The 18,359-nt window shown below is 60.5% G+C and carries 18 protein-coding genes and 1 tRNA gene; all 19 read right to left on the reverse strand.

Annotation, left to right across the window (positions count from 1 at the left end; genetic code table 11):
- Positions 1 to 3: 3 nt before the first annotated feature.
- The 19 genes from nuoL to BMZ70_RS10405 all read right to left on the reverse strand — a co-directional run bounded on the left by nuoL (position 4) and on the right by BMZ70_RS10405 (position 18,357).
- Positions 4 to 2,085: an NADH-quinone oxidoreductase subunit L gene (gene nuoL, locus BMZ70_RS10315; protein WP_092273274.1), complete on the reverse strand. Its 2,082-nt coding sequence runs from the start codon at positions 2,083 to 2,085 to the stop codon at positions 4 to 6.
- A gap of 36 nt (positions 2,086 to 2,121) precedes the next feature.
- The gene (gene nuoK / locus BMZ70_RS10320) at positions 2,122 to 2,430 is read right to left on the reverse strand and encodes an NADH-quinone oxidoreductase subunit NuoK (protein WP_072780604.1); all 309 of its coding nucleotides are present in this window, start codon (positions 2,428 to 2,430) and stop codon (positions 2,122 to 2,124) included.
- Positions 2,427 to 3,056: an NADH-quinone oxidoreductase subunit J gene (locus BMZ70_RS10325; protein WP_092273277.1), complete on the reverse strand. Its 630-nt coding sequence runs from the start codon at positions 3,054 to 3,056 to the stop codon at positions 2,427 to 2,429. The genes nuoK and BMZ70_RS10325 overlap by 4 nt, the downstream gene beginning before the upstream one ends.
- A gap of 74 nt (positions 3,057 to 3,130) precedes the next feature.
- Positions 3,131 to 3,619, reverse strand: coding sequence for an NADH-quinone oxidoreductase subunit NuoI (nuoI, locus tag BMZ70_RS10330; RefSeq protein WP_092273280.1), 489 nt, complete (start codon positions 3,617 to 3,619; stop codon positions 3,131 to 3,133).
- A 12-nt stretch (positions 3,620 to 3,631) separates the two neighbouring features.
- Entirely contained in the window at positions 3,632 to 4,714 is a 1,083-nt protein-coding gene (gene nuoH / locus BMZ70_RS10335) for an NADH-quinone oxidoreductase subunit NuoH (RefSeq protein WP_092273285.1), read from the reverse strand.
- A complete protein-coding gene (nuoG, locus tag BMZ70_RS10340; RefSeq protein WP_092273288.1) occupies positions 4,714 to 7,032 on the reverse strand; it encodes an NADH-quinone oxidoreductase subunit NuoG in 2,319 nt (772 codons plus the stop codon). Before nuoG ends, nuoH begins: the two co-directional genes overlap by 1 nt.
- Positions 7,033 to 7,054: 22 nt before the next feature.
- Positions 7,055 to 8,350: an NADH-quinone oxidoreductase subunit NuoF gene (gene nuoF, locus BMZ70_RS10345; RefSeq protein ID WP_092273291.1), complete on the reverse strand. Its 1,296-nt coding sequence runs from the start codon at positions 8,348 to 8,350 to the stop codon at positions 7,055 to 7,057.
- Entirely contained in the window at positions 8,347 to 8,826 is a 480-nt protein-coding gene (nuoE, locus tag BMZ70_RS10350) for an NADH-quinone oxidoreductase subunit NuoE (RefSeq protein WP_092273294.1), read from the reverse strand. Before nuoE ends, nuoF begins: the two co-directional genes overlap by 4 nt.
- An 18-nt stretch (positions 8,827 to 8,844) precedes the next feature.
- Positions 8,845 to 10,098: an NADH-quinone oxidoreductase subunit D gene (locus tag BMZ70_RS10355; protein WP_092273297.1), complete on the reverse strand. Its 1,254-nt coding sequence runs from the start codon at positions 10,096 to 10,098 to the stop codon at positions 8,845 to 8,847.
- Between the two features lie 4 nt (positions 10,099 to 10,102).
- A complete protein-coding gene (locus tag BMZ70_RS10360) occupies positions 10,103 to 10,693 on the reverse strand; it encodes an NADH-quinone oxidoreductase subunit C (protein WP_092273300.1) in 591 nt (196 codons plus the stop codon).
- Positions 10,694 to 10,710: 17 nt separating this feature from the next.
- Positions 10,711 to 11,187 (reverse strand): NuoB/complex I 20 kDa subunit family protein, encoded by a 477-nt coding sequence (locus BMZ70_RS10365; RefSeq protein ID WP_008450353.1) that lies wholly within the window; start codon positions 11,185 to 11,187, stop codon positions 10,711 to 10,713.
- A gap of 3 nt (positions 11,188 to 11,190) precedes the next feature.
- Positions 11,191 to 11,550 (reverse strand): NADH-quinone oxidoreductase subunit A, encoded by a 360-nt coding sequence (locus tag BMZ70_RS10370; RefSeq protein WP_072780614.1) that lies wholly within the window; start codon positions 11,548 to 11,550, stop codon positions 11,191 to 11,193.
- Between the two features lie 159 nt (positions 11,551 to 11,709).
- Positions 11,710 to 11,794: transfer RNA gene (locus tag BMZ70_RS10375), tRNA-Leu, on the reverse strand.
- 174 nt (positions 11,795 to 11,968) lie between these two features.
- Positions 11,969 to 12,352, reverse strand: coding sequence for a preprotein translocase subunit SecG (gene secG / locus BMZ70_RS10380; RefSeq protein WP_092273303.1), 384 nt, complete (start codon positions 12,350 to 12,352; stop codon positions 11,969 to 11,971).
- Positions 12,353 to 12,413: 61 nt separating this feature from the next.
- Entirely contained in the window at positions 12,414 to 13,160 is a 747-nt protein-coding gene (tpiA, locus tag BMZ70_RS10385) for a triose-phosphate isomerase (RefSeq protein WP_092273306.1), read from the reverse strand.
- Between the two features lie 126 nt (positions 13,161 to 13,286).
- The gene (locus BMZ70_RS10390) at positions 13,287 to 14,267 is read right to left on the reverse strand and encodes an NAD(P)H-quinone oxidoreductase (protein ID WP_092273309.1); all 981 of its coding nucleotides are present in this window, start codon (positions 14,265 to 14,267) and stop codon (positions 13,287 to 13,289) included.
- 44 nt (positions 14,268 to 14,311) lie between these two features.
- Complete coding sequence (locus BMZ70_RS10395) at positions 14,312 to 14,920, reverse strand: tetratricopeptide repeat protein (protein ID WP_092273312.1); 609 nt, start codon at positions 14,918 to 14,920, stop codon at positions 14,312 to 14,314.
- 2 nt (positions 14,921 to 14,922) lie between these two features.
- Entirely contained in the window at positions 14,923 to 15,687 is a 765-nt protein-coding gene (locus BMZ70_RS10400; protein WP_092273315.1) for a GIN domain-containing protein, read from the reverse strand.
- Between the two features lie 192 nt (positions 15,688 to 15,879).
- A complete protein-coding gene (locus BMZ70_RS10405; protein WP_229205368.1) occupies positions 15,880 to 18,357 on the reverse strand; it encodes a family 20 glycosylhydrolase in 2,478 nt (825 codons plus the stop codon).
- Between the last annotated feature and the right edge of the window lie 2 nt (positions 18,358 to 18,359).

Below are 18,359 nucleotides of genomic sequence, written 5' to 3' on the forward strand. Positions count from 1 at the left end.
TAATTAAGCGTGCCAAAACGGCAGGAAGTAGACCAGGAACCCCAGAATGCCGAGGATCATGACGAACGCATAGTGGTAGATGTAACCAGTCTGCGCCAGGCGGGTCAGCGTCGAGAACCAGCCAACCAGTTTGGCGCTGCCGTTGACCAGCAGGCCGTCGATCAGGGTCTTGTCGCCAACGTTCCACAAGCCATTGCCCAGCACGCGTGCACCGCCTGCGAACACCGCTTCGTTGAACTTGTCCATGTAGTACTTGTTGTCCAGCAGGGTGTGCAGGAACTTGAACTTGTCGTAGAACCAGGCAGGTACGCGCGGGTTGATCATGTAGCAGTAGTACGACGACGCCACGCCCAGGATCGCCAGCCACAGCGGCAGCGAAGTCAGCGAGTGGATGGCCATTGCTACCGGACCGTGGAACTCGTGTGCCAGTTCTTCCATTGCATGGTGGTTTTCACCAACAAAGATCACGCCTTTGAAGAAGTCGCCGAACAGCATAGGACCGATCGCCAGGGCACCGATGATGACCGACGGGATCGCCAGCGCAACCAGCGGGAACCAGACCACGAATGGCGATTCGTGCGGTTTCTGGCCAGGCTCCAGGCCGTGGTGGGCGTGGTCGTCGTGGTCTTCGTCGTGGCCGTGGTCATCGTGACCGTGGTCGTCGTGCGCAGCGGCAGCATGGTGGTCATCGTGTGCGTGAGCCTTGCCGAAGCGCTCTTCACCGTGGAAGACCAGGAAGTACATACGGAACGAGTAGAACGCGGTAACAAACACACCAGCCAGCACAGCAAAGTGTGCAAAGCCCGCACCAGCGATATGCGTCTCAGCGACAGCCTCAATAATCGAATCTTTCGAGTAGAAGCCCGAGAAGAACGGGGTACCGATCAGAGCCAGCGAGCCCAGCAGCGAGGTGATCCAGGTGATAGGCATGTACTTGCGCAGGCCACCCATGTTGCGGATGTCCTGATCGTGGTGCATACCGATGATGACCGAACCGGCGCCCAGGAACAGCAGTGCCTTGAAGAACGCGTGGGTCATCAGGTGGAACACGGCCACCGAGTAAGCCGAGCAACCCAGCGCCACGGTCATGTAGCCCAGCTGCGACAGGGTCGAGTAAGCCACAACGCGTTTGATGTCGTTCTGGATGATGCCCAGGAAGCCCATGAACAGCGCGGTAATCGAGCCGATCACGATGATGAACGACAGCGCGGTGTCCGACAGTTCGAACAGCGGCGACATGCGCGACACCATGAAGATGCCGGCGGTAACCATCGTCGCGGCGTGGATCAGCGCCGAAATCGGGGTTGGGCCTTCCATCGAGTCAGGCAGCCATACGTGCAGCGGGAACTGTGCCGACTTACCCATCGCGCCGATGAACAGGCAGATACAGGCAACGCTCAGCAGCATCCAGTCGGTGCCCGGCAGGGTCAGCAGAGCCAGCGCTTCGCGCTTGGCAAACACTTCCTGGTAGTTCATCGAACCGGCGTAAGCCAGCAGCAGGCCGATACCCAGGATGAAGCCGAAGTCACCCACACGGTTGACCAGGAAGGCCTTCATGTTGGCGAAGATGGCGGTCGGACGGGTGTACCAGAAGCCGATCAGCAGGTAGGACACCAGGCCCACGGCTTCCCAGCCGAAGAACAGTTGCAGGAAGTTGTTCGACATCACCAGCATCAGCATGGAGAAGGTGAACAGCGAGATGTACGAGAAGAAGCGGTTGTAGCCTTCGTCTTCCGCCATGTAGCCGATGGTGTAGATGTGCACCATCAGCGACACGAAGGTCACCACGCACATCATCATCGCCGACAGCGAATCGATCTGGAAGCCGACTTCCATTTTCATGCCGGCCACGGTCATCCAGTTGTAGATGGTGCCGTTGAAGCCTGCGCCGTTGATGACATCATTCAGCGTGAACGCCGAGATGATGAATGCTACCAGCACGCCCAGGATGGTCGCCGCAGTCGCGGTCTTGCGACCGACCACGTTGCCGAAGAATTTAGTTCCCAGCAGGCCGGCCACTGCTGCGCCCGCGAGGGGCGCCAGTGGAACGGCTAGCAAGAGATTAGCGTTAAGTGTACCCGCCATGATGAACCTTAATCGTTATTTTTCGGAGGTTAAAACTTAGCCCTTCAGGCTATCCAGGTCTTCTACGTTGATGGTGTCCAGATTACGGAACAGCACCACCAGGATCGCGAGGCCGATTGCCGATTCGGCAGCAGCGACGGTCAGGATAAAGAAGACAAAGATTTGGCCTGCCGCATCACCGAGGTAATGCGAGAACGCGATGAAGTTCATGTTCACTGCCAGCAGCATCAGTTCGATGGCCATCAGCAGGATGATGATGTTCTTGCGGTTCAGGAAAATACCGACGATCGAGATCGCGAACAGGATCGCGCCCAGGACGAGGTAGTGAGCCAGGGATAAAGTCATGGTGCCTCCTTAACTTCAGTTTCGGCCTGGCCACGGGTGGTGACCGGATCGATTTTCACGATCTTCAGACGGTCATTCCGTTTGACGCGCACGGCGTCGGCTGGGTCGAAGTGTTTGGTGTCCTTGCGCTTGCGCAGGGTCAGCGCTACAGCAGCAATAATCGCGACCAGCAGGATGGCGGCGGCGATTTCAAAGCCGTAGATGTATTTGGTGTAGATCAGCAGGCCCAGTTCCTTGGTGCCGCCGATATTGGCGGTGGCCGCAGGACGCGGATCGAACGACAGGAACGAGCGCCACAGCACGGCGGCCATTTCCAGCACGATCACCACGCCAACCAGCGAGGCGACCGGCAGGTAGCCCCAGAAGTTTTCGCGCAGCTTGTCGGTGTCGATGTCGAGCATCATCACCACGAACAGGAACAGCACCATCACGGCGCCAACGTAGACCAGCACCAGCACGATGGCCAGGAACTCGGCCTCGAGCAGCATCCAGATGCCGGCGGCGTTGAAGAACGCCAGCACCAGGAACAGTGCTGCGTGCACCGGATTACGGGCCGTAATTACGCGCGTCGAGGCCAATACCATGATGGCCGCGAAGACGTAGAACAAAATAGTTTTAAATTCCATAACTAACCCAAGAGACGTACAGTTTGTTGATCAGATCGCTATAAGGGCGGCCGGTACGGCGCCGCCCTCCTCCATCAGCGATATGGAGCGTCCGCTTCGCGCGCTGCGGCGATATCGTTCTCGTAACGATCGCCAACGGCCAGCAGCATCTCTTTCGTGTAGTACAGATCGCCGCGTTTCTCGCCGTGGTATTCCAGCACGTGCGTTTCAACGATCGAATCAACCGGGCACGACTCTTCGCAGAAACCGCAGAAGATGCACTTGGTCAGGTCGATGTCGTAACGGGTGGTGCGGCGCGAGCCGTCATCACGCTGTTCCGATTCGATGGTGATGGCCATCGCCGGGCACACCGCTTCGCACAGTTTGCAGGCGATGCAACGCTCTTCGCCATTCGGGTAGCGGCGCAGCGCGTGCAGGCCGCGGAAGCGAGGCGACATCGGGGTCTTCTCTTCCGGGTACTGCACGGTGATCTTGCGCGAGAACATGTACTTGCCCGTCAGCGCCATCCCTTTGATCAGCTCGGTCAGCATGAAGCTGCCGACGAAATCTTTTAATCGTTCCATAATCTCTATTCCTTACTTCCAGATATTCCAGGAGGTCTGCATCCAGCCTGCGACGATCACCAGATACACCAGCGTCAGCGGGATAAAGACTTTCCAGCCCAGACGCATAATCTGGTCGTAACGGTAGCGAGGGAAAGTACCACGCACCCAGATAAACACGGACACCAGGAAGAACGCTTTCGCGAACAACCAGAAGAAGCCGCCGAAACCACCCCAGAATTCCAGGAAGGCAAATGGAGCCGACCAGCCGCCCAGGAACATGATGGCGCCCAGGACTGCGATCAGGATCATGTTGGCGTATTCGGCCAGCATGAACATGGCGTAGGCCATGCCCGAGTATTCAACCATGTGACCGGCAACGATCTCGGATTCACCCTCGACCACGTCGAACGGGTGACGGTTGCACTCTGCCAGGCCGGAGGTCAGGTAGACCACGAACAGCGGCAGCAGCGGGATGAAGTTCCACGACAGGAAGTTCAGGCCGTGGTCTGCGCCCATGCCCTTCTGCTGGCCTTGCACGATGTCGATGAAGTTCAGCGAACCGGACACCATCAGCACCACGACCAGCACGAAGCCCATCGCGATTTCGTAGGAAATCATCTGTGCCGAAGCGCGCATCGCGCCCATGAACGAGTACTTCGAGTTCGACGCCCAGCCGGCGATGATGATGCCGTAGACTTCCATCGAGGTGATGGCCATCAGCAGCAGCAGGCCGGCGTTCACGTTGGCCAGCACGGCTTCCGGACCGAACGGCACCACCGACCAGCACGCCAGTGCCGGCATGATGGTCATGATCGGACCGATCACGAACAGGCCGGGATTCGACTTGGCCGGGGTGATGATCTCTTTGAACAGCAGTTTCAGCGCGTCGGCGATCGGCTGCAGCAGGCCCATCGGGCCCACACGGTTAGGACCCACGCGGATCTGGATCCAGCCGATGAACTTACGTTCCCACAGGGTCAGGTAAGCAACCAGACCCATCAGCGGCAGCAGCACCACGACGATGCGGATCAGGGCCCAGGCCAGCGGCCAGTACTGCCCCAGCGCTTCCGCGCCGGTGGCATTGATAGTAGTGACGAATTCAGGCAGAGCCATTATTTCACCTCTCCTGCTTTTTCAACGGTGATGGAACCGAACATGCCGCCCAGTACTGCGGTCGATGCGTGAGCAGCGGCCACGCGCACGGCGTTGGCTGGCAGCTTGGCGTCCACAGCGGCGACCAGGATCGCGCTGCCGGAACCTTGCGTTACTTTGACCTTGTCGCCAGCGGCAACACCCAGCTGCTGCGCCAGTGCGCTCGACAGGTGCGCTTGGGGCGCAGCCGCATCGGCCATCTTTTGCAGCGACTCGGCGCGGCGCACCACGGCGTCGGCGAAGTAGATCGGTACATCAGCGATACGCTCAGGACCGGTAGAAGCCGCAGTAGCGGCTACCAGCGCTACTTTGCTGACGTTGTTCAGCTTGGCCGACACGTCGGTCACGCCGGCGCCCAGCACTTCGTCGCGGATCGCTTCCGAGGTGTCGTAGTCGAAGCCCGACAGGCCCAGTACGTTGCCCAGTACGCGCAGCACTTTCCACGCAGGACGGGTTTCCAGCAGCGGCTTGACGGTGCCGTTGAAGCTTTGCGCGCGGCCTTCGCAGTTGACGAAGGTGCCCGAGGTTTCGCTGAATGGCGATACCGGCAGCAGCACGTCGGCGTAGTCCAGACCGTGTTTGTAAGCGGACATCACAACTACCATCTCGGCTTTTTTCAGCGCGGCGACGGCAGCTTGCGGGTTGTACGCGTCCAGTTCCGGTTCGGCGTTCAGCAGCAGGTAGGCTTGCTTCGGCTCGGTGAAGGCAGCTGCCTTGCCGGCGTTGGCGTTGACGATGTAGGAACCAACGGTGTTGGCTGCTTCGGTCAGGTAGCCCAGCTTGGCGCCGGTCTGTTCAGCGATCCACTGTGCGGCTGCGTGCAGCGCGGCAGCTTGTGGGTGCTGGGTGGCAGCGTTGCCCAGGAAGACGGCTTTGTTTTCGCCCGACAGCAGCGAAGCGGCGATCGCGGTAGCCGCGTCCGAAGCTTGTACGCCTTCGAAGCCGGCTGGTGCTGCGATCTCTTTGGCTTTCGCCACAGCGGCCACAACTTGCGACAGCGCCGACAGCCACTCCGACGGAGCAACGATCATCTTGTTGGCGACGTTCATCAGCAGGTCGTCGTCGGCTGCGTGCAGGATCGACAGCTTGGCGCCGCCCTTCACTGCGGTACGCAGACGGGTGGCCAGCAGCGGGTGATCCTTGCGCAGGAACGAGCCGATCACGAAGGCGCGGTTCAGCGCGCCGAATTCGGTGATCGACATGCCCAGCCAAGGGGTCACGTCCAGCGAGAAATCGCTTTGACGCAGGCGGGTGTCCACGCTGTCCGAACCCATAGCACGGGTCAGCTTTTGCAGCAGGTGCAGCTCTTCCAGCGTCGAGTGCTGGGTAGCGACCGATGCCAGCGCGTTGGCGCCGTGTTCGTGCTTGATGTTCTTCAGGCCGTGCGCCACGTATTCCAGCGCGGTCTGCCAATCGACTTCTTTCCACTCGCCGCCCTGCTTCAGCATCGGCTGGGTCAGACGGTCAGCGGTGTCCAGGCCTTCGTACGAGAAGCGGTCCTTGTCGGAAATCCAGCATTCGTTGACGGCGTCGTTTTCCAGCGGCAGCACGCGCTTGACCTTGCCGCCCTTGACCTGAACGATCAGGTTGGCGCCCAGGCCGTCGTGCGGCGAGACCGATTTACGACGCGACAGTTCCCACGAACGGGCGCTGTAACGGAATGGCTTCGACGTCAGTGCGCCAACCGGGCACAGGTCGATCATGTTGCCGGACATTTCCGAGTTCACGGTCTGGCCGACGAACGCGGTGATTTCCGAGTGTTCGCCACGGCCGATCATGCCCAGCTCCATCACGCCGGCCACTTCCTGGCCGAAACGTACGCAACGGGTGCACTGGATGCAGCGGGCCATCTCCTGCATCGAGACCAGCGGGCCGGCGTCCTTAGGAGCCACCACGCGCTTGTCTTCTTCGTAGCGCGAATCGCCCTTGCCGTAGCCGACTGCCAAATCCTGCAGCTGGCACTCGCCGCCCTGATCGCAGATCGGGCAGTCCAGCGGGTGGTTAATCAGCAGGAATTCCATCACCGACTTCTGTGCCTGCACTGCCTTGTCGGAAGCGGAGCGCACAATCATGCCTGCCGATACCGGCGTGGCGCATGCTGGCAAAGGCTTAGGCGCCTTTTCCACTTCGACGAGGCACATACGGCAGTTAGCTGCGATCGACAATTTCTTGTGATAGCAGAAGTGCGGAATGTAGGTTCCCAATTTGTTGGCGGCGTCCATCACCATGCTACCAGCAGGGACTTCGACTTTTTTGCCGTCTATTTCGATTTCAACCATGATGATCGTTACCTGACGCAGCTTAGATATATGCGGGCACGCAGCATTGCTTGTGCTCGATATGGTGTTCAAATTCTTCGCGGAATTGCTTGATGAACGCACGCATAGGCATTGCTGCCGCGTCGCCCAGCGCGCAAATCGTGCGGCCCTGGATGTTGTCGCAGATCGAGTTCAGCACGTCCAGGTCCGACTTGCGGCCTTGACCGTTTTCGATGCGGTGGATCATGCGGTACATCCAACCGGTGCCTTCGCGGCATGGGGTGCACTGGCCGCACGACTCTTCAAAGTAGAAGTACGCCAGGCGTTCCATCGCCTTGACCATGCAGCGGGTCTCGTCCATGACGATGACCGCGCCCGAACCCAGCATCGAACCGGCTTTCGCGATCGAATCGTAGTCGAGGTCGGTTTGCATCATGATCTCGCCGCGCACCACTGGAGCGGACGAACCGCCAGGGATGACTGCCTTGATCTTTTTACCGCCACGCATGCCGCCTGCCAGTTCCAGCAGTTTGGCAAACGGGGTGCCCAGCGGGACTTCGTAGTTGCCCGGACGTTCAACGTCGCCCGAGATCGAGAAGATCTTCGAGCCGCCGTTGTTCGGACGGCCAATCGCCAGGTACTTCTCCGGGCCCATGTTCAGGATGAACGGGACCGCGGCGAAGGTCTCGGTGTTGTTGATGGTGGTCGGCTTGCCGTACAGGCCGAACGACGCAGGGAACGGCGGCTTGAAGCGTGGCTGGCCTTTTTTGCCTTCCAGCGATTCCAGCAGCGCAGTTTCTTCGCCGCAGATGTAGGCGCCATAGCCGTGGTGCGCGTGCAGCTGGAAGCTGAACTCGCTGCCCATGATCTTGTCGCCCAGGAAGCCGGCAGCACGTGCCTCTTCCAGCGCTTCTTCAAAGCGGGTGTACACCTCGAAGATCTCGCCGTGGATGTAGTTGTAGCCGACGGTGATGCCCATCGCGTAAGCGCCAATGGCCATGCCTTCGATCAGCGCGTGCGGGTTGTAGCGCAGGATGTCGCGGTCCTTGAAAGTGCCCGGTTCGCCCTCATCTGAGTTACATACCAGATATTTCTGGCCCGGGAACTGGCGTGGCATGAAGCTCCACTTCAGGCCGGTAGGGAAACCTGCGCCACCACGGCCGCGCAGCGACGACGCTTTCAGGTCGGCGATGATTTGTTCCGGGGTGATTTTTTCTTCGATGATACGGCGCAGCGCGCTGTAGCCACCGCGCTTGACGTAGTCTTCCAGGTGCCAGTTATCGCCATTCAGGCCGGCCAGGATGACTGGATCAATGTGTCGGTCGTGGAGTGACGTCATTTCTTCAGTTCCTCCACCAGGGAGTCAATTTTATCGTTGGTCATGAAGCTGCACATGCGGTGGTTATTCACCAGCAGCACCGGTGCGTCGCCGCAGGCGCCCATGCACTCGCCTTCCATCAGCGTGAACTCGCCGTCTTCCGTGGTGTCACGGTAGTCGATGCCCAGCTTCTGTTTCAGGTGGTGCGCCGCGCGCTCGCCGCCCGACAGGGCGCAAGGCAGGTTGGTGCACACGGTGATCTTGTGCTTACCAACTGGCTTCAGGTTGTACATATTGTAGAAAGTGGCGACTTCCTGCACGGCGATAGCCGGCATGCGGATGTAGTCAGCCAGTTCCTGCATGGTTTCAGGCGAGACCCAGCCCAGTTCAACCTGGGCGTGCGCCAGCGCAGCCATCACGGCCGATTGGCGCTGATCGTCTGGATATTTCGCCAGCTCGCGATCGATTTTTTTGTAGCACTGCTCAGATAACAACATTCTTTTTGCCTCTCGGACTTAGCGGTCAATACTGCCGAACACGATGTCTTGCGTGCCAATGATGGTCACAGCGTCGGCAATCATGTGGCCACGCGCCATTTCATCCAGCGACTGCAAGTGTGCGTAGTCTGGAGCGCGCAGTTTCACGCGGTATGGCTTGTTGGCGCCGTCGGACATCAGGTAGACGCCGAATTCGCCCTTCGGATGCTCAACCGCCGCATAAGCTTCGCCCGGCGGGACGTGGAAGCCCTCGGTGAACAGCTTGAAGTGGTGGATCAGCGATTCCATGTTGGTCTTCATGTCCACGCGCGATGGCGGCGCCACCTTGCGGTTGCTGGTCATGACCGGACCTGGGTTGTTACGCAGCCATTCAACGCACTGCTTGATGATCTTGTTCGACTGGCGCAGCTCTTCCACGCGGACCAGATAGCGGTCGTAGCAGTCGCCGTTGGTGCCGATCGGGATGTCGAAGTCCATCAGGTCGTACACTTCGTACGGCTGGTGCTTGCGCAGATCCCACTGGATGCCCGAACCGCGCAGCATGGCGCCGGTGAAGCCCATTGCCAGCGCATCTTCAGGCGCCACCACGCCGATGCCGACGGTACGCTGTTTCCAGATACGGTTGTCGGTCAGCAGGGTTTCGTATTCGTCGACGTAGGTCGGGAAGCGGTTGGTGAAGGCTTCGATGAAGTCCAGCATCGAACCCTGACGATCCTTGTTCAGGTTGTCGATGGCCTTGGCCGAACGGATGATCGATGGCTTGTGCTGCGGCATGGCATCCGGCAGGTCGCGGTACACGCCGCCCGGACGGAAGTACGCTGCGTGCATACGCGCGCCCGACACCGCTTCGTAGCAGTCGAACAGGTCTTCGCGGTCGCGGAAGCAGTACAGGAACGGGCCCATTGCGCCGACGTCCAGCGCGTGCGCGCCCAGCCACATCAGGTGGTTCAGGATACGGGTGATTTCATCGAACATCACGCGGATGTATTGCGCGCGCAGCGGCACGTCGATACCCAGCATTTTTTCGATGGCCATGACGTAGGCGTGCTCGTTGCACATCATCGACACGTAGTCCAGGCGGTCCATGTACGGAACCGATTGCAGGTAGGTCTTCTGTTCCGCCAGCTTCTCGGTGCCGCGGTGCAGCAGGCCGATGTGCGGGTCAGCACGCTGGATCACCTCGCCGTCCAGCTCCAGCACCAGGCGCAGCACGCCGTGCGCGGCCGGGTGTTGCGGACCGAAGTTCAGGGTGTAGTTCTTAATTTCTGCCATGTTCTTACTTCCCGTAGTTTTCTTCGCGGATCACGCGAGGCACGTTTTCACGCGGCTCGATGGTGACCGGCTGGTAGATCACGCGCTTCTGCTCGGGGTCGTAACGCATTTCGACATAGCCCGACACCGGGAAGTCTTTGCGGAACGGGTGGCCGATGAAACCGTAGTCGGTCAGGATGCGGCGCAGGTCGTTGTGGTTCTCGAACAGGATGCCGTACATGTCGAATGCTTCGCGCTCGTACCAGTTGACCGCGCGCCACAGCGGGGTCAGGGATGGCAGCAGCGGCATGTCGTCGTCAGCGCAGAAAGCGCGTACACGCACGCGCCAGTTGTTCTTCACGGACAGCAAATGGACGACTGCGGCAAAACGCTGGCCGTCCCATGCACCGTCACCGTAGCTCAGGTAGTCCACGCCGCACAGGTCGATCAGCTGATCGAAGCCCAGCGATTTATCGTCGCGCAGCGTCTGCATGACGCTGTAGTAGTCGGCGGCTTTCACGGTCAAGGTGATTTCGCCCAGCGCAACGACCGTAGTAACGCGATCGCCCAGGGCAGTGCCGAGGGCGGTTTGGAGTTTTTCCAGATGAGTAGTCATTTCTTGTAGCGCCCCCGTTAGCGTGCGATGGTGTTGGTGCGCTTGATCTTGTTCTGCAGCTGCATGATGCCGTACAACAGGGCTTCAGCAGTTGGAGGACAGCCTGGCACGTACACGTCGACCGGTACGATGCGGTCGCAGCCGCGAACCACGGAGTAGGAATAGTGATAGTAGCCGCCGCCGTTGGCGCAGGAACCCATCGAGATGACCCAGCGTGGCTCAGGCATCTGGTCATAGACCTTGCGCAGTGCCGGGGCCATCTTGTTGCACAGCGTGCCGGCCACGATCATCACGTCGGACTGACGCGGCGATGGACGGAACACCACGCCGAAGCGGTCCATGTCGTAACGGGCTGCGCCCACGTGCATCATTTCGACCGCACAGCAAGCCAGACCGAACGTCATCGGGAACATCGAACCCGTACGCGCCCAGTTGATCAGCTTGTCGGCCGAGGTGGTGATGAAACCTTCGTTTAATACGCCTTCAATAGCCATGACTTATTCCCAATCAAGGGCACCTTTCTTCCAGATATACCAAAAACCGACCACGAATTCGGCGATGAAGACCATCATCGTCACGAAACCCTGCCAGCCCAGTTCGCGCATGGATACGCCCCACGGGAAGAAGAATGCCGTTTCCAGATCGAACAAAATAAAGAGGATTGCGACGAGGTAGTAACGCACGTCGAATTTCATGCGCGCGTCTTCGAAGGCTTCGAAGCCGCATTCATATGGGGAGAGTTTTGCTGCGTCAGGCTTTTTTGGACCAAGGATATGGCCCAGCACTTGGGGAGCGATACCTACGCCGAGGCCGACGAGGATAAACAAGAGAACGGGGAGATAATTTTCGAGGTTCACGATTGATGAGCTTAAGTTGACGGTCAGTTGAAAGGACACATCGCGGTGCTTTGCGGTGCGCTTAACGTTCGCCCCAATCGTATTACTACTAAGACCAGGATCGAACGACACATCCTCGTAAAAAAGCCAGCTTGGTACCACCCTTGCTGGCCTATGTTCTGGTGCCGACGACGAGACTCGAACTCGTACAGCTTGCGCCACTACCCCCTCAAGATAGCGTGTCTACCAATTTCACCACGTCGGCATAAGGCCGTTATTTTACTTCCTTTTCACGCGGTTGTTAATCCCGTATTGCGTCAAAACAAGAAGAAAAACGATAAATCTTTAACTATTTTCGCCATCGCTAAGATACTGCTAAAACAATGAGCAAACAACTTAATTATTTATCAACAACGACTGATTTACTACAGCGATTATATTACTTCGGGATCGAGTTTGCAGGAGCCGGGGCAGAAGCTGCTGGCGCGGCCGGTGCGGCCGGTGCGGTTGCAGGCGCTGCGGCTGGTGCTGCAGGTGCGGCCGGAACCGCTTTATCCATCACGCCGCCGCTGACATTATTGGTCTGGTGAGTAGTGATGTACGACAGGGCCAGAGTGGCGCTGAAGAAGATCGCCGCTGCCACGCCAGTCGACTTGGACATGAAGTTCGAGGAGCCGGTGGCGCCGAACAGGCTGCCGGAAGCGCCGGAGCCGAAGGCCGCGCCCATGTCGGCGCCCTTGCCGTGCTGCAGCAGCACCAGACCAATAATGGCGATTGCGGAAACCACCTGCACTACGATAACCAGATTGAACAAGCTGCCCATGTTATTCCATTCCAAAATAAAAGTTTTGTATCGTTTTGTTTCTACTGCTTAAATCAGTGCTTTAAACGGCCTGGATAATCCCGAGGAAATCAGTCGCCTTTAATGCCGCACCGCCAATCAGGCCGCCGTCGATATCCGGCTGCGCCATCAATTCTTTTGCATTCTCCGGCTTCATGCTGCCGCCGTACAGAATCTGCATACCCTGCGCCACTGCCGCATCCTTCTGCGCCAGCCGGGCCCGCAGGAAACTGTGCGCCGCTTGTGCGATCTCCGGCGTGGCGGTCTTGCCGGTGCCGATCGCCCAGACTGGCTCGTAAGCCAGCACGATCTTGGCCGCCTGCTCCACCGTCAACACATCCAGCACCGCTTGCAGCTGGCCGCAGATGACTGCTTCGGTCTCGCCCGCTTCGCGTTGCGCCAGCGTTTCGCCGACACACACCACCGGGGTCAGACCAACCGACAGTGCCGCCACGGTCTTCTGCGCCACCAGCTCGCTGCTCTCAGCGTGGTAGGCGCGGCGCTCCGAGTGGCCGCACAGCACATAGGTCGAACCGAAGTCCGCCAGCATTGCCGCCGATACCTCGCCGGTGTAGGCGCCCGAAGCGTGCACCGACACGTCTTGCCCGCCCCACTTCACCGCCGTGCCTTCCAGCTCGGCCTGGCACTGGGCCAGGTAAGGAGCCGGCACGCATACGGCGCAGTCAGCACCAAAGTCGTTCAGACCGGCAACGATGCCGGACAACAATGCCTTGTTACCGGCGCTGCTGCCGTTCATTTTCCAGTTTCCGATGACGAGTTTGTGACGCATGGCTAGCCTAATAATTAATCAACCCGCCATTTTACCGCGCCGCAAAAGGCAGGGTCAAACAGGCAAAGCGAATCCCCGGCTAGCGAAAACCGTAAATTTACTACGCATTTTACAACGGATTGCCTATCAAATCACCTGCAACATGATTTTTCCGACGTGCGAGCTGCTTTCCATGAGCGCATGCGCGGCGGCGGCCTGCTCCAGCGGGAAGACGGTATGGATCACCGGCTTGAGTTTGCGCTCGGCCATCAGCGGCCAGACTTTTTCTTTCAGGTTGCGCGCGATCTCGCCCTTGAATTCGGCCGAGCGCGGGCGCAGCGTGGAGCCGGTCACGGTCAGTCGGCGGCGCAGCACCTGCCCCATGTCGAGCGTGGCCTTGCCGCCGCCGAGGGTGGCGATAATGACCAGCCGGCCATCGTCCGCAAGGCAGGAAACCTCGCGTGGCAGGTAGTCTCCGGCCACCATGTCGAGAATCACGTCGACGCCGCGGTCGTTGGTGAGCTCTTTCACCACGGTGCCGAAGTCCTCGGTTTTGTAGTTGATGCCGCGCTCGGCGCCGAGCGCCACGCAGGCCGTGACCTTGTCATCGGAACCGGCGGTGGCGAACACGCGGTGCCCCAGCGCGGTGGCCAATTGGATAGCGGTCACGCCGATGCCGGAGCTGCCGCCCTGCACCAATAAAGTCTCGCCGACGGCCAGTTTGGCGCGGTCAAAAACGTTGCTCCAGACTGTGAAGTAATTTTCCGGAATTGTGGCCGCTTCGAGCATGGACCAGCCTTTTGGGACCGGTAAAACTTGCTGTATGGGCGCAACAACGTACTCGGCATAGCCGCCGCCCTGCACCAAAGCGCAGACTTTGTCGCCGATATCGAGGGTGGTGTAGTCGAGATCGCCGTCGACGATTTCGCCGGCAACTTCGAGGCCGGGGATGTCGGACGCGCCCGGCGGCGGGGCGTAATTGCCCATGCGCTGGAACACATCCGGGCGGTTGACGCCGGCGGCATGCACTTTAATCAACACTTCGCCGGATTTGAACACCGGCAGCGGGCGTTCGCAGAGTTTCAGGACATCGGCCGGGCCGGGTTGGATGATTTCAATCGCGCGCATGGTCTCGCCCTCTATTAAAAGGGCAATTTTACGCCAGCCGCCGTTTAGCCGCCGCCCGTGCGTGACTTTTGCGGCAGCGGCGTGTTGAGCTTCCATCCGGCCGACAGCGCCTGCCCTTCCTCGATCTGCTCCTGGGTCATGGTCTTGACCACCGCCGAGCGCTGCTCGGCCGCATTCATCGAGCCGTTGGCCGCCGCCAGGTTCCACAACATATAAGCAATCACATTATCCTGCGGCATACCGCCAATGTGATACCGATACATCAGCCCCAGGACCTGCTGCGCATCCGGGTGCCCCTGCTCGGCCGCCTTGCGGAACCACGACACCGCCTGCTTGTGATCCTGAATCACCGCATTGCCGGTGTAATACATGGCACCGACCACATACTGCGCATCGGCCTTGCCCTTGAGCGCAGCCTTGCGGTGCCATTCCAGCGCCGTCTTGTAATCCTGCGGCACGCCACGGCCCATGTAATACATCAGGCCCATCAAATGCTCGGCGTCGGCATTGCCCGCTTGCGCCAGCGGCCGGATCTCTTTTAACGCCACCGCGTAGTTCTTGTTGTTGTACGCCGTGGCCCCTTCGGTGAAGCCGGCCATCGCAGCTTGTTGCCAGCCGAGCGCAAGGGCCATCACTAACAGGATCTTCTTCATTATTATTTCCAGCTGACTTTACCAAGGCCGTCAACGCTGACGTTGCGGTTCAGCGGCTTGCCGTACACAATGACCGAACCCAGGCCGCTCAGGTTCAGGGTCGCGTTGGTCTTGGCGGTCACGGTGGCGTTGCCCAGCCCGCTCAGATCGACATTCACCGACTCGGCCTGGAACTGCTGCGCATTCAGGCCGCCCACACCGCCCAGATTGGCCTTGAGCAGTTTGCTGCGCCCGCCCAGCGTGATGTAGCCGGCGCCGCGCAAGTCGAGTTCCACGCGCTCGTTCTCGCTCACCCACAAATTCATGCTGCCCACGCCGCCGAGGTTGGCTTTAAGCGACTTGTAGTCGCACACCACCTTCATGCTGCCGGCGCCATCCATCGTCAATTCCAGCTCATCGCCGCTGAAGCCGTTGATTTCAGTCGAGCCCACGCCCTCGGACACCACCTCGCGCAGCATCGGCAGCACCAGCTCGGCGCGGGTGCTATTGCGCCCGATCTTGACGCCACGGCCTTCGGTTTCCAGATGCAGGGTGTCGCCGCTTTGAGAGGCGGTCAGCTTTTCGAGGTATTTCTTTTCGCCGATCAGGCGCAGCGAGGGCACATCGCCCTGGCGCAGCTTGAGGTCGATCACGCCATCCAGTTTGACGCGCACCACCCGCGCATCGATGGGAATCGAGCGGGTTTCGGTGTCATCGGCGGCGTCAGCACGGCCGAACAGGGCGCAGAAGGCGGCAAACAGCAAGCCAAACTGGAAAAGCTTCTTCATAGGGGAATCCTCGGATATTAGTCCGATTATCATACTCCCGGCCCGCCGCCCGCCTCCGGGAGATTGCGACAAACTGCAAAAATCGAGGAATAAACCGCCGTCATTCCGGCGCAGGCCGGAATCCAATAGAACGCTCGCGGTGACTCTACTCGCGCGTTCTCTTAGGTTCCGGCCTTCACCGGAACGACGGCCTTATCGGTTCACGACGCGCGCCACTAGACCGGCGCGGCCGGTGCGGTCGAAGGCGGCGGCCTGGATCACGCCCTTGGCGGTGATCGGCCCGGTGACCGGCTTGCTGCGTGCAGTGGGCGGCGTGCCGTCGGTGGTGTAGCGCAGCGTCAGGCCCGGCAGCGCGTGGTTGACCAGCACCTTGCCGCCCTCCACCACCATGCCCGGCGGCGCGATGCGGTAACGCACGTCACCGCGCTCCAGATCGAGGCGCGGCAGCACGCGCTGCCCCAGCACATTGACAAAGCCGGACCACGCAGCGCGGTGCAGCGCGGCCGCGCGCTTGGCGTCCGGCTCTTGCGCCCAAGCCGGATCGACGGCCCAGGCGCGCTCCGCCACCGCCAGCAGACGCGGCATCAGCAGGTAATCGAGGCGGCCGGCATCGCGGATGGTTTCCGAGAACAGCGTGGCTTCGATGCCGCGAATGCGGCGACGGCCGGCGTCGGTCAGGCTTGCGCCTGGCATGTTAAGTGGCTTGAAGTCGTACACCGTATCCAGCTCCACATAAGCGCCCCAGTTGACGCCCGGTTCCTCCGGATTCGGATTGGCCGCCATGTCGAGGTACATATTGGTGACCGGCGCCAGCACGATGTCGTAGCCGGCGTTGGCCAGCCGGTAGGCGAAGTCCTCGTTGCCCGGCGTGTTATTCCACACGTAGAGACTGAAACCGCGCTGCGTGAAGCGCGGATTGGGCAATTGCTGTCCGCCCTCCTTCTCCGAGCGGCGCGCGCCCAGCTCTTCCCAGCCGGAGGCAAACATGCCGTGCTTGCGCAGGATGCCGTCGACGCGGTTGTAGAAGTAGTCCCACAGGTCGGCGGTGCTGGACAGCTTTTCCTTCTGCATCAGCGCGCGGGCGACCGGCGACTGCTCCCATGCGCCATGCGGCAACTCGTCGCCGCCCATGTGCATGGTCTTCAGCGGCACACCCGCCTCGCGGTGCAGCGCCGCCACTTGCGACACCACCTGTTCGATGAAGGCGTAGCTCGATTCAAGACCAGGATTGATCACATGGTCGGTGTACTCCTGCGGCGACTTGTACACCGAGCGGTCGTCGAAGTCGTTCAGCAGATACTTGGCGGCGCCCTGCTCGCCCGCCGCCTGCATGCGGCGATAACGCGCTTCCATCGCCTTGACGGCGGCGCGGGCGTGGCCCGGCATTTCGATTTCGGGAATCACGTCGATGTGGCGCGCGGCGGCGTAGCGCAGGATTTCGATGTAATCGGCGCGGGTGTAATAGCCGCTGCCATGCGGATCGTCGGCGCGCGGGCCGGAGCCATAAGTCGGCGGCAGGCGCACACCCTCTTTGGTGCTGTGGCCACGCACCGCGCCGATGGTGGTCAGCTCCGGCAGGCCGGCGATTTCAAGCCGCCAGCCCTCATCGTCGGTAATGTGGAAGTGCAGCTTATTGAGCTTGTACTCGGCCATCAGGTCCAGCGTCTTGAACACCACTTCCTTGGGCTGGAAGTTGCGCGCCACGTCGAGCTGGAAGCCGCGATAGGCAAAGCGCGGCGCGTCGGTGATGTCCAGTTCCGGCAGTTCGATCTGGGCAGCGTTAGACGGCAGCGGCAGCAAGTCATGCAGTGATTGCAAGCCGCGCGCCACACCAGCCGCCGTGTTACCGGTGATGTTGATGCCGTTGTCGGCATCGATATTCAGTTCATAGGCTTCCGGCGACGACTGCCCGTCCACCGCGCCGATGCGCAGGCGCAGCGGCACCGCCGGACGGCTGGTGTCCCCCTGCAGCAGATAGCGCGCAAACAGCGCACGGGCAGTCATGGTTTCGTATTGCAGGCCGGGGCCGGAAATGACCTGCGGCGCGCGCGCCAGTTGCACACGGCCAGCGCCGGCCTTCAGTTCCAGCGGCGTCGGGAACACCAGCGGCAGCGCGGTCGCCGGCAGCACATCGGCGCGCGCATTGCGACGGTAGACATCCTGCGGGGTGACCAGCGCGTGCTGGCCGGCGGGACGCTTGAGCTGTTCCGGGCGCGTCGGCAGCTGCAGCTGGAAATCGTTGATCGCGTAAGCCACGTCCGGCGCAGCGTCAAACACCAGATAAGGGCCAACGGGCGCGCGCGCCATCTTGATGGTCAGGCCGGGATAGTCATAGTCGATGTTGAGCGTGCGGCCGGCAGGCAGGCCCTTGAAGCCGGCAGTGGGACGCACGCGGAACAAGCTGCCGCCCACCACCTTTTCCAGCACCAGGTGGCCGGGCAGCGGCCCGGTGATCACACCTTCCATGCAGTTGAAGTACAAGGACCAGCCCTGCGCCGGCAACGACTGTCCGCGCAGCGCGGTCACGCTCAGGCGCGCCTTGGAGCGCTCGCCCTGCGCCGTGGCTTCATTGCGCAGCACTTCCCAGCGCATCTTGATGGGTTCCGGCGCGGCCGCTGCGTTCAGCGCGCCGCAGGCCAGCAGCAGCGCTGCGATGGATTTGATGCTCATCG

It is taken from the genome of Duganella sp. CF402, assembly GCF_900109645.1.
Classification (GTDB): Bacteria; Pseudomonadota; Gammaproteobacteria; order Burkholderiales; family Burkholderiaceae_D; genus Rugamonas.